10 protein-coding genes are annotated in these 15,850 nt (G+C 70.4%); 4 read left to right on the plus strand and 6 right to left on the minus strand.

The window, feature by feature from the left end; all coding sequences use genetic code 11:
- Nucleotides 1-15: 15 nt before the first annotated feature.
- The 6 genes from ACZ7M7_RS13365 to ACZ7M7_RS13390 form a co-directional block, all read right to left on the minus strand.
- Nucleotides 16-1,845, minus strand: coding sequence for a LamG-like jellyroll fold domain-containing protein (locus ACZ7M7_RS13365; RefSeq protein WP_472115825.1), 1,830 nt, complete (start codon nt 1,843-1,845; stop codon nt 16-18).
- Nucleotides 1,846-1,917: 72 nt separating this feature from the next.
- The gene (locus ACZ7M7_RS13370; RefSeq protein WP_472115828.1) at nt 1,918-4,866 is read right to left on the minus strand and encodes a glycoside hydrolase family 2 TIM barrel-domain containing protein; all 2,949 of its coding nucleotides are present in this window, start codon (nt 4,864-4,866) and stop codon (nt 1,918-1,920) included.
- Entirely contained in the window at nt 4,863-5,702 is an 840-nt protein-coding gene (locus ACZ7M7_RS13375; RefSeq protein WP_472115831.1) for a carbohydrate ABC transporter permease, read from the minus strand. Before ACZ7M7_RS13375 ends, ACZ7M7_RS13370 begins: the two co-directional genes overlap by 4 nt.
- A 12-nt stretch (nt 5,703-5,714) precedes the next feature.
- Nucleotides 5,715-6,674 carry a carbohydrate ABC transporter permease gene (locus ACZ7M7_RS13380; protein WP_472115834.1) on the minus strand — a complete coding sequence of 320 codons (960 nt, stop codon included), beginning with the start codon at nt 6,672-6,674 and terminating at the stop codon, nt 5,715-5,717.
- Complete coding sequence (locus tag ACZ7M7_RS13385) at nt 6,674-7,960, minus strand: extracellular solute-binding protein (protein ID WP_472115837.1); 1,287 nt, start codon at nt 7,958-7,960, stop codon at nt 6,674-6,676. The genes ACZ7M7_RS13380 and ACZ7M7_RS13385 overlap by 1 nt, the downstream gene beginning before the upstream one ends.
- A gap of 87 nt (nt 7,961-8,047) precedes the next feature.
- Nucleotides 8,048-9,067 carry a carbohydrate kinase family protein gene (locus ACZ7M7_RS13390; RefSeq protein ID WP_472115840.1) on the minus strand — a complete coding sequence of 340 codons (1,020 nt, stop codon included), beginning with the start codon at nt 9,065-9,067 and terminating at the stop codon, nt 8,048-8,050.
- A gap of 167 nt (nt 9,068-9,234) precedes the next feature.
- Between ACZ7M7_RS13390 and ACZ7M7_RS13395 the strand changes: the two genes are divergently transcribed.
- From ACZ7M7_RS13395 to ACZ7M7_RS13410, 4 genes are all read left to right on the plus strand, one after another.
- Nucleotides 9,235-9,999, plus strand: a complete 765-nt coding sequence (locus tag ACZ7M7_RS13395; RefSeq protein ID WP_369274655.1) for a DeoR/GlpR family DNA-binding transcription regulator — start codon at nt 9,235-9,237, stop codon at nt 9,997-9,999.
- On the plus strand, nt 9,996-11,336 hold the full coding sequence (locus ACZ7M7_RS13400; RefSeq protein ID WP_472115843.1) for a 6-phospho-beta-glucosidase: 1,341 nt from the start codon (nt 9,996-9,998) through the stop codon (nt 11,334-11,336). Before ACZ7M7_RS13395 ends, ACZ7M7_RS13400 begins: the two co-directional genes overlap by 4 nt.
- A 96-nt stretch (nt 11,337-11,432) precedes the next feature.
- Nucleotides 11,433-14,486, plus strand: coding sequence for an alpha-mannosidase (locus tag ACZ7M7_RS13405; RefSeq protein ID WP_472115845.1), 3,054 nt, complete (start codon nt 11,433-11,435; stop codon nt 14,484-14,486).
- A 5-nt stretch (nt 14,487-14,491) separates the two neighbouring features.
- The gene (locus tag ACZ7M7_RS13410; protein ID WP_383622184.1) at nt 14,492-15,742 is read left to right on the plus strand and encodes an alpha-L-fucosidase; all 1,251 of its coding nucleotides are present in this window, start codon (nt 14,492-14,494) and stop codon (nt 15,740-15,742) included.
- Nucleotides 15,743-15,850: the final 108 nt, after the last annotated feature.

The following is a 15,850-nucleotide window of genomic DNA, read 5'->3' on the forward strand; positions in this document are numbered from 1 at the left end:
CATCCTCGCCGGGCGTCAGTGGTTCATGAAGGACGTGACGGGCAGCGCCCGCGCGACGATACGGACGTCGCCGAGGCGGCCGTACAGGATCTGGTCGATCTTGCCGCCGTACTCGTAGCCGCCGAGCAGCCACGGCAGCCCGACCGAGGTGAGGCCGATCGCGGTGGCGTGCGGGTTGCGGGCCACCGGACAGCCCTGGACGTACAGCGTGGTGTGCCTGCCGTCGTTGACGACGGCGACGTGCCACCAGGTCTCGCGCGCGGTCTCGTCGCCCCAGTTGGTGGCGATGCCCTGCTGGTTGAGCGGGCGGACCGCCCACTGCGGGCCGGGCCCGTCGGAGAGGGAGAGCGTGGCGAGCGGCTCGTCGGGGTCGCCCTCCGTCTTGCCGGCGGCGCCACCCGTGCCGGTACGGCCGACCAGGCCCGCCCAGGCGTGGTGCGAGGCGTCCCAGTCGGCGGGGACCCGGTAGAAGGCCTCGACGGTGTAACCGCTCCTGAAGGTGGCCGCGTTGAGCGGGGCGCCGTCGACCGTGCGCAGGTACGCCCCTTTCAAGGGGGACTTGTAGCCCTGGAACTCCAGGCTGCCGTGGCCGGGCTGGTCGGGGTGGTGGTCGGGCGACCAGCCGAGCTCGCCGCCGCCCACGGAGACCACGGTGAGGTCGTTGCCGTGACCGGACAGGTCGCGGACGGTGCCGGAGACGGGCGACTCGAAGCGCCAGTACGCGGCCGTGTCCCGGATCAGCATCTTCGACGCGGGGCGCGCCGGACGGGCGGGCACCGGGGCGAAGCCGGAGAAGCGGTCCGTGAAGTCGATGTCGACGGAGAAACGGTCGGCGTCGCCGCTGAGTTCGATCTCCTGCCGCTCCAGCTCGTTGAGCCCCTTCGCGGCCCGGCCCAGGATCCACGGGGAGACCGTCTCGACGTCGATGACGTTCCGGTCGAGGTCGAAGCGGTAGAGGCGGATCATCGCGGCGCCGCCGAAGTAGCGGTTCTGATAGTTCGTCAGGTGCAGGTGGACGTCGTTGCCCGCCGCGTTCTTGCGGGTGACCCGGCCCGCGGGCCAGTAGTGCCCGTTGAGGGTCAGGAAGATCTGGTCGTGGTCCTTGACCAGCTGGTCCCACAGCTGCTGTCCGTACGACGACAACGCGTCGTCCTGGACGACCAGTTCGTGGGTGGTGAGGACGACGGGTGTCTTCGGGTGCCGGGCGAGCACGTCCTTCGCCCAGGCGTACCCCTTCGCCGACAGCCGCCAGTCCAGGGCGAGCACCATCCACTCGCGACCGGCCGCCCGGAACAGGTGGTAGGTGTTGTAGCCGTCCGAAGAGGCACCCCCGAAGGTGCGCTTGCCCTTGAAGCGCTGCGGCCCGAACGCGTCCAGGTACGGCGTCGGGCCGCGCTGGTCGTCCGTGGAGGACTTCACGTCGTGGTTGCCCGCGAGGACGCTGTAGCCGACGCCCCTGCGGTCGAGCAGCTCGAACGCCTTGCCGATCGCGGCGCATTCGTCCTTCGCGCCGTTCTCGGTGAGGTCGCCGAGGTGGGACAGGAAGACGATGTTCTCCTCCCGCCCGTGCTCCAGGAGGTAGCGCAGGGAGGCCTCGACGGGTGCCGCGTTGATGCTCGGCCCGTCGAAGAGGTACTGGGTGTCGGGCATCACGGCCAGCGTGAAGCGGCGGCTGTCGGCGTTCGGACGCCAGCCGGCCGTGGCCGGGGACGCCTCGGCCACGGCCGGCAGCGCGACCCCTGCCGTGGCGGCGGCGCCGAGCAGCGCGGTCGCGCGCAGGAAACCGCGTCTTCCGGCTCCGGCCTGCTCGGTTTCGCCCTGGGCATGGTCATGCGAAGTACACACGTGTGCTCCGTAAGAAGATCCGTGAGATCCGTGGGATCCATGAGGGGTGACAGCGAAGGGCGTGGGGGGAGTTCACAGAACGCGCAGGGTCCAGCTCCAGCGATGGATGCCCGGTGCGACGAGATACGAGGGTGAGGTGTCGGGCCCGCAGGAGGCGGTGCCCAGGCCCCGGTGCGCGGCGTCGATGTGCACCACGCAGCCGGGCCGCGCGACCAGCTCGTCATGGTGCCGTGCGGAGGCGAGGTCCTCGGCGCGGTAGCGGGTCACGGAGACCTGGCGGGGTTCGTCCAGCGTGACGGAGAACCCGGTGGCGTCCGGCGCGGACAGCGTGAACCTGCGTACGCCGTGCCGGCCGCCGCTCTCCTGCGGACGCAGATAGGGCGTGAACAACTCGTCGACAGATACGCGGTGATGGCCGACGGGCGCGCCCGCGCTGCGGTCGGGATACGACTCCCACGGGCCCTGCCCGAACCACTCCAGCAGGTCGAGCCCCGCGGCCGTCTCGAAGACCGTGCCGACCCGTGCCACGTCGTCGAACGTCTCCGGCAGCTCGGTCTCCTCGTCGACGCGGACCCCGCCCTCGACGGGCGTGAGCACCTGCCGGTGCCGTACGACACCCGTGGTGCCCGCGTACTCGGCCTCCACCGTCAGCCGGCCCGCGTTGTGCCGGACGGACACGACCTTGCGCACCAGCGCGTCGAGCCCCCAGGTGCGCCAGCGCCCGGCCATGCCGCCCAGCTCGTCGTTGTCGGTGGGCGCCCGCCACAGGGAGAGCGTGGGGGCCGCCGTCAGCAGCGGATGGAGGAGGAGTCCCTCGCCGTCGACCTCGACCTGCCGGTCCACCGGCACGTCCGGGGCCAGGGCGGGCCCGCGCAGCCGGATCTGCGGCACGCACACCTCGGTGCCGCGCGGCGCCCACGGCTGGTCCTCGGTCACTGTCACGCGCAGCGTCAGCCAGGCCTCGCCGCCGTCGTGCGGCACCTCGAAGGGCAGCGGCACGGTGGCCGTCTCGCCGGGGCGCAGGTTCGGCAGCTCGGCCGGTCCGGTCAGCGTCGTGCCGTCGGCCAGGTCCAGCCGCCACTCGCCGGCCAGCCAGTCCAGGCCCCGGAAGTGCTGGTGGTTGCCGAGCACGATGCCCTCGTGCCTGAAGCACTCGATGCGTACCGGCGCCGCGATCTCCCGGTGCTCGTACATCGCGGGCTTGGGCGTGCGGTCGGGAAACACCATGCCGTCCGCGATGAACGCGCCGTCGTGGAGGGACTCGCCGAAGTCACCGCCGTACGCCCAGCGGTACCCGGGCGCGGCGACACCGTTGTCATAGAGCCCGGCGCCCGCGCGCCCGGCAGGTCTGCCATCGCTCACGCGTTGCAGAATCCCGTGGTCCCAGAACTCCCAGATGAACCCGCCCTGAAGACCTGGGGTGGCCTCGATGGCGGCCCAGTGGTCGGCCAGCGTGCCGTTGCTGTTGCCCATCGCGTGCGAGTACTCGCACTGGATGAGCGGCCTGGTCTGGCGGCCGGACAGGGCGTGGGCGACGCAGTCCTCGAGCGGCGCGTACATGGGGCAGGCGATGTCGGAGGCGTCGTCCGTCGCGGCCCAGTCGAGCTTGGCCGCCCCCTCGTACTGGAGCGGCCGCGTCGGATCGTGCCGGCGCACCCACCCCGCCGCCGCGTCGTGGTTCGCGCCGTAGTCCGACTCGTTGCCCAGCGACCAGATGATGACCGACGGGTGGTTCTTGTCGCGCAGCACCATGCGCGAGACGCGGTCCACGAAGGCGTTCAGACAGCGCGGGTCGTCGGCGATCTCGTGGGCGTGGTCGTGGGACTCGATGTCCGCCTCGTCGACGACGTAGAAGCCGAGCTCGTCGGCGAGGTCGTACAGCGCCGGGTCGTTCGGGTAGTGGGCGGTGCGGATCGCGTTGAATCCGAACCGCTTGAGCAGGACGAGATCGGCGCGCATGTCGTCGTACGACACCGTCCGCCCCGTCAGCGGATGGAAGTCGTGCCGGTTCACGCCCCGGATGAACACCCGCTCTCCGTTGACCAGCAGATCCCGGCCGACGATCTCGACGTCGCGGAAGCCGATCCGGTGCCGGGAGGTGTCGGCGATCGTGCCGTCGGCGCGGTGCAGGCGAATGGTCAGGTCGTACAGCTCGGGCATCTCCGCGTTCCAGGTGCGCACCTCGGGCACGGTGGTCTGCAGCCGTGCCTCGCCGAGGAAGTCGGAGACCCGTTCGTCCTCGGCATTGAAGCGGTCGAACTCACCGTCCTGTACGAGGAGTTGACCGTCCAGCTCGCCGGTGAGGTGCCACCCCGCGGGCAGCGCGCCGCCCGCGCACCGCACCTGGCAGTCGACGCGCAGCTCACCGCTGTGGTGGGCCCGCACGGTCACGTCCGCGAGATACAGCGGGTCCGTCGCGTACAGCAGCACCGAGCGGGTGATCCCGCCGTGCCACCACTGGTCCTGGTCCTCGATGTGCGAGGCGTCGGACCACTTGACGACCGTGAGCCGCACGGTCGCGGGGGAGCCGGGGCGCACCAGTCCCGTCAGATCGAACTCTGCCGCCAGGTGCGAGTCCTTGGAGATGCCCACCGGCCGTCCGTCCACATGCACCAGCAGCACGCTTTCGGCGGCCCCGACCCGGAGCACGATCCGGCGCCCGGCCCACTCTGCGGGGACGTCCACCTCGCGCTCGTACACACCGGTCGGGTTGGCGGCCGGGGAGTGGGGCGGGAACTCGGCGAACGGCATGCGGACGTTGGTGTACTGGGGCAGGTCGTCCATGCCCTGGAGGGTCCAGACGCCCGGGACATGTGCCGAGGACCAGGCACCGCCGACCGGCGCGTCCGGAGCTGACAGCAACTGGAAGCGCCAGTCGCCGTCGAGGGGGAGTACTCCGGAGCGCCGGTCGACGGCGTTCATGGGGAGTCGCCCCCAGGAGGTCACCTCGGGTGCCTCCCAGGGGCGCAGCGCGATCAGGGGATCGACGGCCGAGGGGCCGAGGACCGACGGATCGTTCATCCGCGGACGGCCCCCTTCGCGAGGTCGCCGATGATCTGGCGGGCGCCGACCGCGAAGACGATCAGCAGCGGGATGAGGGCTAGGACCGCGCCGGTCATCACCATGCCGTAGTCGGTGGTGCCGTGGGTGCCGTTGAGCTGGGACAGCGCGACCTGGAGGGTGACGTTGTCCGGGTTGGTCAGGGCGATCAGGGGCCAGGCGTAGTCGTTCCACTGGCCCATGAAGGTGAAGATGCCGAGGAAGGCGAGCCCGGGGCGGACGACCGGGAGCGCGACGTGCCAGTACTGGCGCAGGAAGTTCGCGCCGTCCAGCTTGGAGGCGTCGAGCAGTTCGTCGTGGATGGCGCTCCTCATGTACTGGCGCATCCAGAAGATGCCGAACGCGTTGGCCGCGGCCGGCACGATCAGCGCGGTCATCGAGCCGATCCAGCCGATCTTCGCCATGATCACGAACTGCGGGATCGCCGACATCTGGGCCGGCACCATGAAGATCAGCATCAGCAGCGCGAACAGTACGTTCTTGCCCGGGAAGTCGAACTTGGCGAAGACGAAGGCCGCGAGCGAGTCGAAGAACAGGACCAGGAACGTCACCACCGTCGCGACCAGCAGCGAGTTCCACATCGATCCGAAGAAGTCGATCGTGTCGAACAGGCTGCGGACGTTCTCCAGGAAGTGCGAGCCCGGCAGCAGCTTCGGCGGGTACGAGAAGATCTCCGACGAGGTGTGCGTCGACATGATGACGGCCCAGTAGAACGGGAAGGCCGACAGCAGCACACCGATGATCAGGGACGTGTGCAGCGCGATACCCCGGCGTCCGGAGCCCTTGATGGATGCCATGTCGCGGCCTTCCTACTGTTCGCCCCGGCGCTGCACCAGGCGCCAGTTGATGATCGAGAAGAGGACGACGACCAGGAAGATGCCCCACGCCACGGCGGCGCCGTACCCGAAGTCGTTGTTGTCGAAGGTCTGCTGGAAGAAATAGAGGACCATCGTCCGGCCGGCGTGGTCCGGGCCGCCCGAGAACGTCGACTCGTTGGCCGTGGTCTGGAGCAGCACCTGGGGTTCGGAGAAGCTCTGCAGACCGGTGACGGTGGAGACGACGAGCACGAACAGCAGCGTCGGCCGCAGCAGCGGCAGGGTGACCCGGAAGAAGGTCTGCACGGGACCGGCACCGTCGATCCGCGCCGCCTCGTACAGATCGCTCGGGATGGTCTGCAGACCGGCGAGGAAGATGATCGCGTTGTAGCCGGTCCACTGCCAGGTCATCAGCGTGGCGATGGCGACCTTGATGCCCCACGGGGTGTTCAGCCAGGCCACCTGGTCCAGGCCCACGGCCTGCAACAGGGCGTTCACCAGGCCGAAGTTGGTGGAGAAGATCGACCCGAAGACGATCGCGATCGCGACGACGGACGTGACGTTCGGCAGGAAGTACGCGAACCGGTAGGCGTTCTTGAAGCGGACCGCCGAGTTGAGCATCACGGCCGTCACCATCGCCAGGAAGATCATGGGGAAGGTGGCCAGCGCCCAGATGACGATCGTGTTCCCGATCGACTGCCAGAAGTCGCTGTCGCTCAGCAGGTACTGGTACTGCGTCAGCCCGGCCCACTCCATCGAGCCGAGGCCGTCCCAGCGGTGGAAGGAGAGGTAGAGCGAGAAGCCGACGGGGATCAGGCCGAGGGCGAGGAAGAGGAGGTAGAACGGGGAGATCGCGGCGTAGAGGTGCCAGTGCTTGCGCAGGCCCTTCTTCGGCTGCGCCGTGGAGGGCTGCGGCCGGTTCACGGCGGGCGGGGTCTGCTCGATGACGGCCATCAGATGCTCACCCCCAGGTGCTTGGCGATACGCCGGCACTTGCTCATGGCGTCCTCCCAGGCCTTCTTCGGATCCTTGCCGAGGACGCCGACGTTCTTGATCTCGTCCCTGATCGGCTGCCCGAGGGCGACGTCGTAGGGGCTGTTGAAGGCGACCGGGATCTTCTCCGCGGCCGGTCCGAAGACGTCCATGGTGATCTGGTCGCCGAAGAACGGGTCCGGCTCGCGCAGCTTCTTCATCTCGTACGACGCGGGGGTCGAGGGGAACAGGCCGGCCTCGACGAAGCCCTGGGCCTGGTTGTCCGCGTCGAGCATCCAGGTGATGATCTCGAAGGCCCGCTCGGGCTCCCGGCACGCCTTCGTGATCGCGAGGAAGGAGCCGCCGACGTTCGAGGGACCGCCGGGACAGCCCGCCACCCGCCAGTTGCCCTTGGTCTTCGGATAGGCGAGCTTGAGGTCACCGGCCGCCCAGGAGGCGTTGAGCTGGCTCGGCAGCTTGCCCTTCTCGGTCGCCGAGATCGAGTCGGGCGTGCCCGTCACGATGTTCGAGACGATCCCACGCCGCTTGGCCTCAACGGCCCGCTCCCAGCAGGTGCGGACGTTGGTGCCGTCACCGATGAAGTTGCGGTCCTCGTCGACGAACCGGGTGGTGCTCTGGCCGATCGACATCTCGAAGACGCTGCCGACGTCGGTCAGGATGTACGTCCCGGGTATCCGCTTCTTCAACTGCTCGCCGGCCGCGAAGAACTTCTCCCAGGTGTCCAGTTCCCGGGACACGTCCTCGGGTTCGTGGGCCAGCCCGGCCTTCTCGAAGACGGCGGGCTGGTAGTAGTGCACGACCGGGCCGACGTCGATCGGGAAGCCGACGAGGCTGCCGTCCGGGGCCACGCCCTGCTGCCATTTCCAGTCCAGGTACCGGCTTTTGAGCTTGTCGGCGCCGAGCGTCCTGAGGTCCACGAACTGGTCGGAGTTCGGCAGGTAGGACGCCATGTCCTCGCCCTTGAGCCCCGCGATGTCGGGGATGTGGGCGTTGCCCGCCATCGTGGTGATCAGCTTCGACCGGTAGTAGCCGCCGATCTGGATGGCGTCGAGGTCCACGGCGCTGTCGTAACGCGCCTTGGCGTTCTTCACGACCGTGTCGCTCAGCCCGCCGCTCCAGTACCACAGGACCATGTTCCGGCCGGATGAGCCGGTCGGAACGGCACAGCCGGACGCCAGGCCGCCGAGCGCCGTGGCGGCCGTACCGGCCAGGCCCGCGCGGAGCAGGCCTCTTCGTGAGAGCCGCACAGCTCCCACCGCCTTTCGGATCTTTTCGGGACTTCGCATGAGAGGGGCACGTGGGGGAGAGCACGTGGGGGAGCTCGCTTGGGGAAGTCAGTTCTGCCGTGCGGGAGGGGTCACGGGGGCGTAGGCGACGGGCGGTCCCGGATCGTCCGGGAGCCGGTCCGTCAGAAAGCCGTACGCCCGCTTCAGTTCGGGATCGGTCAGGGAGCGCCACCAGCGGTCGACGCCGTACCAGCCGGGGGCGGCCAGCGCACCGCCGGGCCGCCGGACCGAAAGACCGGCGGCCAGGACGGCGAACCTCAGCCGCTCCGCCAGCGGCCAGCCGCCCAGCGAGGCCGCGACGAAACTCGCCCCGAACACGTCGCCCGCGCCCGTCGCGTCGAGGACGTCGATGTCCAGGGCGGGCACGTCCGCGTACTCGCCGGTCGTCTGGTCGACGGCGACGGCGCCGTCCCCGCCACGCGTCACCACGGCCACCGGCACCAGCTCGCTGAGGGTGCCGAGGGCCGCGACGGCGGTGTCGGTGCGGGTGTAGGCCATCGCCTCGGTCTCGTTGGGGAGGAAGGCGTGGCACAGGGAGAGCTGGTCGAGGAGGGCGGTGGACCACTGCTGGGTCGGGTCCCAGCCGACGTCGGCGTAGATCCGGGTGCCGTTCGCGGCGGCCTTCGCGAGCCACTCGCGGGGTTCGGCCTCGATGTGCACGAGGGCGGTGCGCGCCTCGGGCGGGTCGCCCATCAGCGCGTCCTGCGAGTACGGGGGTTCCTGGCCGTGGGTGACCAGGGCACGGTCGTGGCCGTAGGCCAGGGAGACGGTGACGGGGGTGGGCCAGCCGTCCGCCGTGCGGGAGAGCGAGAGGTCGATGTCCTCCTGGTCGCACAGGACGTCCCGGCAGTACTCGCCGTAGAGGTCGTCGCCGAACACCGTGGCCAGCGAGGTGCGCAGGCCGAAGCGGGCGGCGGCCACCGCCAGGTTGGCGATGCCGCCGGGGCCGCAGCCCATGCCGCCGGTCCAGATCTCCTCGCCCGGTGTCGGCGGCTTTGCGAGCCCCGTGAGGACGAGGTCGTAGAAGAGCAGCCCGGTCAGCAGCACATCGGGCCGGTCGTCGTCCACGGAAAAGTCCTCTCGCTCGGGCTCTCGTCCGGGGACTCCCGTGGGGGAGAGCTCGTCAAAACTCTTCATTTCGGTGAGCGGAATCGTGCGCCGCTCCGCGGGATTGGTCAATACCCGAGCAGAAATGAGCATGGCGATGATTGAAGATGACGAGTAGTGTTCACGTCGTGCTGGCAGAACGACGACACCAACTCATCCTGCGGGCCCTGCGCTCCGGCGGCCCCGCGGCCGTGACCGATCTCTCCGAGCGGCTGGGTGTGAGCCCCGCCACGATCCGGCGTGACCTGGTCAAACTCGAGGAGGACGGCCTGCTCACGCGGGTGCACGGCGGCGCGGTCGTGGAGGAGGGCGACCAGCCCTTCGCCGAGGTCGCCGAGATGCGCGTGCCCGAGAAGGACGCCATAGCCGCGCACGCAGCCGCGATGATCGAAGATGGTCAGTCGGTGCTGCTCGACATCGGCACCACCGCCTTCCGGCTGGCCCGCCAGCTGCACGGCCGCCGCCTCACCGTGATCACCAGCAACCTGGTGGTCTACGAGGAGCTCGCCGACGACGAGGGCATCGAGCTGGTGCTGCTCGGCGGCATGGTCCGCCGCGAGTACCGCTCCCTGGTCGGTTTCCTCACCGAGGACAACCTGCGCCAGCTGCACGCCGACTGGCTGTTCCTCGGCACCAGCGGGGTGCGGCCCGGCGGGCAGGTCATGGACACCACGGTCGTCGAGGTGCCGGTCAAGCGAGCCATGATCAGGGCCGGCGACAAGGTCGTCCTGCTCGCCGACGCGGCGAAGTTCCCGGGGACGGGCATGGCGAAGGTATGCGGTCCCGAGGACCTGGACATGGTGGTGACGAACGCTCCCGTGAACACGGCGACCCGCTCCGCCCTGGAGGAGGCCGGCGTCAAGGTGCTCGTGGCAGGAAAGGTGCAGGCGTGAAGCTGACGATTCTGGGCGGCGGCGGATTCCGCGTGCCGCTCGTGTACGGGGCGCTCCTGACGGACCGCGCGGAGGGCCGGGTCACCCGGGTCGTGCTGCACGACCTGGACGCCGGCCGTCTGGACGCCGTGACCCGCGTGCTCGCCGAGCAGGCCGCCGGGGTGCCCGACGCGCCCGAGGTGAGCGCCACCACCGACCTCGACGAGGCCTTGCGTGGCGCCGACTTCGTCTTCTCGGCGATCCGCGTCGGCGGCCTCGAAGGCCGGGCGAACGACGAGCGGGTCGCCCTGGCCGAGGGCGTCCTCGGCCAGGAGACGGTCGGCGCGGGCGGCATCGCCTACGGCCTGCGGACCGTCCCGGTCGCCGTGGACATCGCCCGGCGGGTGGCCCGCCTGGCGCCGGACGCCTGGGTCATCAACTTCACCAACCCCGCCGGACTGGTCACCGAGGCCATGTCCCGCCACCTCGGCGACCGCGTCATCGGCATCTGCGACTCGCCGGTCGGCCTCGGCCGCCGTATCGCCCGGGTGCTCGGCGTGAAGAACCCCGGCGAGGCGTGGATCGACTACGTCGGCCTCAACCACCTCGGCTGGGTGCGCGGCCTGCGCGTCGCCGGCCGCGACGAACTGCCGCGCCTGCTCGCCGACCCCGACCTGCTCGGCTCCTTCGAGGAGGGCAAGCTCTTCGGTGTCGACTGGCTCCGGTCGCTGGGCGCCGTCCCGAACGAATACCTGCACTACTACTACTTCAACCGCGAGGCCGTCCGTGCCTACCAGCAGGCCGACAAGACCCGCGGCGCCTTCCTGCGCGACCAGCAGGCCGGTTTCTACGAGCAGATGCGCGACCCGGACGTCTCCGCGCTTCAGGCCTGGGACCGCACCCGCGCCGAGCGCGAGGCCACCTACATGTCCGAGAACCGGGAGACGGCCGGCGCCGGCGAGCGCGACGCCGACGACCTCTCCGGCGGGTACGAGAAGGTGGCGCTCGCGCTGATGCGGGCCATCGCCCGCGACGAGCGCACGACCCTGATCCTCAACGTCCGCAACCAGAACACCCTGTCGGTGCTCGACTCCGACGCCGTCATCGAGGTGCCCTGCCTCGTCGACGCCAACGGCGCCCACCCGGTCGCCGTCGCCCCGCTGCCCGACCACGCCACCGGCCTCGTCTGCTCGGTCAAGGCGGTCGAGCGGGAGGTGCTCGCCGCCGCCGAGTCCGGCTCCCGTACGACGGCGGTGAAGGCCTTCGCGCTGCACCCGCTGGTCGACTCCGTGGGCGTCGCCCGCAGACTGGTCGAGGGCTACGCCGGGGTGCATCCCGGCCTCGCGTACCTTAAGTAGCGCCCGCCCCAGAAAGCGCTTCCTCCCCTCGCCCCACCGGCCTCCACCCGGTCCCCTCGCTTCCCACCTCCGTTCTCTCCCTCCCTGGAGACCCTGATGCACGACGAACGCCGCCGGATCGAGGAACGCGTCGAGCGCGTCCACAACCAGCGCATCAAGCCCGCGGTCTACTCGGCCACCGTCCCCTTCGAGGTCGAGGCCTGGCACGTGCCGGGGGAGCCGGTCTCCTTCGAGGAGGCCGCGGCCGCCCGGTACACGCCCTTCGCGATGGACACCCCGTGGGGCCCGCCCTGGGGCACGACCTGGTTCCGGATGCGCGGCCGGGTGCCCGCCGAGTGGGCCGGGCGGCGCGTCGAGGCGGTCATCGACCTCGGCTTCGTGGGGGACTGGCCCGGCAACCAGGCCGAGGCCCTGGTCCACCTGCCCGACGGCAGGCCCCTGAAGGCGGTCAACCCGCTCAACCAGTACGTGCCCATCGGCAACCCCGTCTCGGGCGGCGAGGAGATCGACTACCTGGTCGAGGCCGCCTCCAACCCGGACATCCTCGCCAACGACTTCGCCGCCCCCACCCCGCTCGGTGACGTCCTCACGGCCGGCAACAAGCCCCTTTACACCTTCCAGCGCGCCGACATCGCCGTCCTGGACGAGGAGGTCTGGCACCTGGACCTCGACCTCCAGGTGCTGCGCGAGCTCATGGTCCACCTCGGCGAGCACGAGCCGCGCCGCCACGAGATCATGCACGCCCTCGACCGGGCCATGGACGTCCTCGACCTGGACGACATCTCCGGGAGCGCCACGGCAGTGCGCGAGGTACTCGCGCCCGTCCTGGCCCGCCCCGCGCACGCCAGCGCGCACACCGTCTCCGGCGTCGGTCACGCACACATCGACTCCGCGTGGCTGTGGCCCATCCGCGAGACCAAGCGCAAGACGTCCCGCACCTTCTCGAACGTCACGTCCCTGGCCGACGAGTACGACGACTTCATCTTCGCCTGCTCGCAGGCCCAGCAGTACGAGTGGGTGCGCGACAACTATCCGCACGTCTGGGCCCGCATCCAGGAGTCCGTCAAGAAGGGCCAGTGGGCGCCGGTCGGCGGCATGTGGGTCGAGGCCGACGGCAACCTGCCCGGCGGCGAGGCCATCGCCCGCCAGCTCATCCACGGCAAGCGGTTCTTCATCGAGCACTTCGGCGTAGAGACCAAGGGCGTCTGGCTGCCGGACTCCTTCGGCTACACCGCCGCCTACCCGCAGCTCGCCAAGCTCGCCGGCAACGACTGGTTCCTGACCCAGAAGATCTCCTGGAACCAGACCAACAAGTTCCCCCACCACACCTTCTGGTGGGAGGGCATCGACGGCACCCGCATCTTCACGCACTTCCCGCCCGTCGACACCTACAACGCCCGCTTCAGCGGCGAGGAGATGGACCGCGCCGTCCGCAACTACTCGGAGAAGGGCGGCGGCACGCGCTCGCTCGCGCCCTTCGGCTGGGGCGACGGCGGTGGCGGCCCCACCCGCGAGATCATGGAGCGGGCGCGCAGGCTGGCGGACCTGGAGGGCTCCCCGAAGGTCGTCGTGGAACACCCCGACGAGTTCTTCGCCAAGGCCCGCGAGGAGTACCCGGACGCCCCGGTGTGGGTCGGCGAGCTCTACCTGGAGCTGCACAGGGCGACGTACACCTCCCAGGCCCGTACCAAGCAGGGCAACCGGCGCAGTGAACACCGGCTGCGTGAGGCCGAGTTGTGGGCGACGACGGCCGCGCTGCACGCGCCGGGATACTCCTACCCGTACGAGAAGCTGGACCGGCTGTGGAAGACGGTGCTGCTGCACCAGTTCCACGACATCCTGCCGGGGTCGTCGATCGCCTGGGTGCACCGCGAGGCGGAGGCCGAATACGCCCGGGTGGCCGAGGAGCTGGAGGCGCTGACCGCCGAGGCGGTGGCGGCGCTCGGTGCCGACGGCACGCGGGTGTTCAACACCAGCCCCTTCGACCGGGCCGAGGTCGTCCGCACACCCGAGGGCGCACCGGCGTACGCCGAGGTGCCCGCGAGCGGCAGCGCACCGCTCGCCGACGCCGGGCCCGCACAGCCGGTGAAGGTCGAGGGCCGGATCCTCGACAACGGCCTGGTGCGTGTCGAGGTGGCGCAGGACGGCACGCTCGCCTCCGTGCGGGATCTGCGGGCCGGCCGTGAAGTCCTCGCCGACAAGGGCAACCTGCTGCGTCTGCACACCGACCTCCCGAACTACTGGGACGCCTGGGACATCGACAAGCACTACAGGAACCGCTACACGGATCTGCTGGACGCGGACGCGGTCACCGTCGTCGAGGAGGACGCCCTGATCGGGGCGATCCGGGTCACGCGGTCGTTCGGCAAGGGCTCGAAGGTCACCCAGACGATCACCCTGCGGGCCGGCAGCCCCCGTATCGACTTCGAGACCGAGATCGACTGGCACGAGGCCGAGAAGATCCTCAAGGCGGGCTTCCCGGTGGACATCCGGGCCCCGCACTCCTCCGCCGAGATCCAGTTCGGCCACATCCAGCGGCCCACCCACACCAACACCAGCTGGGAGGCGGCCCGCTTCGAGGTTTCCGGCCACCGCTGGGTGCACATCGCCGAGCCCGGCTACGGCGTCGCGGTCATCAACGACTCGACGTACGGCCACGACGTCTCCCGCACGGTCCGCGAGGACGGCGGTACGACGACCAGGGTCAGCCTCAGCCTGGTCCGCGCCCCGCGCGTGCCGGACCCCGAGGCCGACCAGGGCCTGCACCGCTTCACCTACGCCCTGCTCCCCGGCGCGAGCATCGAGGACGCCGTCGCCGAGGGCTACGCCCTCAACCTCCCCCTGCGGGTGGCGGATGCGGCCGGCGCGCCCGAGCCCGTCGTCTCGGTGGCCGGGGACGGCGTGACCGTCGAGGCGGTCAAGCTGGCCGACGACCGGTCCGGCGATGTCGTCGTACGCCTCTACGAGTCCCGTGGCGGCCGCGCGAGCGGCGTCCTGCGCCCCGGTTTCCCGCTCGCGGGCGCCCAGGTGACCGACCTGCTGGAGCGCCCGCTTCAGGACGCGGACGTCACCGGCGACGGCGGGGTCGCCGTCGCCCTGCGTCCCTTCCAGGTCCTCACGCTCCGCCTGCAGCGCGCGGAAGGGAGCTGAGCGGGGTGCCCGTGCAACCCTGGTTCACCGACGCCAAGTTGGGGATCTTCGTCCACTGGGGCATCTACGCCGTCGACGGCGTGCAGGAGTCCTGGTCGTTCTACGACGACATCGTCCCGTACGACCGGTACATGTCCCAGTTCGACCGCTTCACCGCCTCCCGGTACGACCCGCGTGACTGGGCGAAGCTCTTCGCGCGGGCGGGCGCCAAGTACGCCGTCCTGACCAGCCGCCACCACGACGGCGTGGCCCTGTGGGACACGGCCCACGGCGACCTGAACGTGGGCCGCGACCTGATCGGCGGCTACGCGGACGCCCTGCGCGAACAGGGCCTCAAGGTCGGGCTCTACTACTCGCACTCGGACTGGAGCCACCCCGACTACGCCTCCACGCGCAAGCCCGGCCGCCCACCGGAGCTGGAGGACAACCGGTACTCCGAAGTCGCCGCCGAACATGAGGACCTGGACGCCTGGGAACGCTTCCTGGCCTACCGGGACGGCCAGATCCGCGAGCTGACCTCCCGCTACAAGCCGGACCTGATGTGGTTCGACGGAGAGTGGGACCGCAGCGAGGAGCAGTGGCGCATCCCCGAGCTCGCCGCGCTGATCCGCTCCGAGGTGCCGGACGTCGTGTTCAACGCCCGCATGCTCGGCGAGGGCGACTACGCGACCCCGGAACAGGGGGCCCCGGTCGTACCGCCGGAGGGCCCGTGGGAGCTGTGCCTGACGATCAACGACTCCTGGGGCCACCAGCACCACGACCACAACCACAAGTCGGTCGACCAGCTGATCCGCTACTTCGCCGAGACGATCGGCGCGGGCGGCAACCTGCTCCTGAGCGTCGGACCCCGCGAGGACGGCACGATCCCGGCGGAACAGGCCGAGCGGCTGGAGGGGCTCGGCGACTGGATCGCGGGGCACGCGGAGGCGGTGCACGGCACCGGGCGCGGCCTCCCGGCCGGTCACCACTACGGCCCGAGCACCCTGTCCGAGGACCGCCGCACCCTGTACCTGATCCTCTTCGACGCCCCGCGCGCCGAGATCAACGTACGCGGGCTGCTCGGTTCGGTACGCCGGGTCACGGTCGTCGGCAGCGGCACGGAACTGGCCCACCGCATCACCGGCGGCCTCCATGAGACGCCGGGCGTGCTGTGGATCGAGCCGCCCACCGCGGCCGACCTCGACCCGTATGCCACGGTGCTCGCCGTGGAGCTGGACGGGGAGTTGGAGCTGTACCGGGGCTCGGGCCGCTTCTGAGCCGAGAAACGCCTTCGGGCCGCCCGGCCGCTGCCCCCGTGACAGCGCCGGCCGGCCCGAAGCCCCCGTACTTCCCCCGTGGTGGTGCGTCCCCCCGTGGATCCCCCG

The sequence above is a fragment of the Streptomyces sp. NPDC111606 genome (assembly GCF_055656945.1).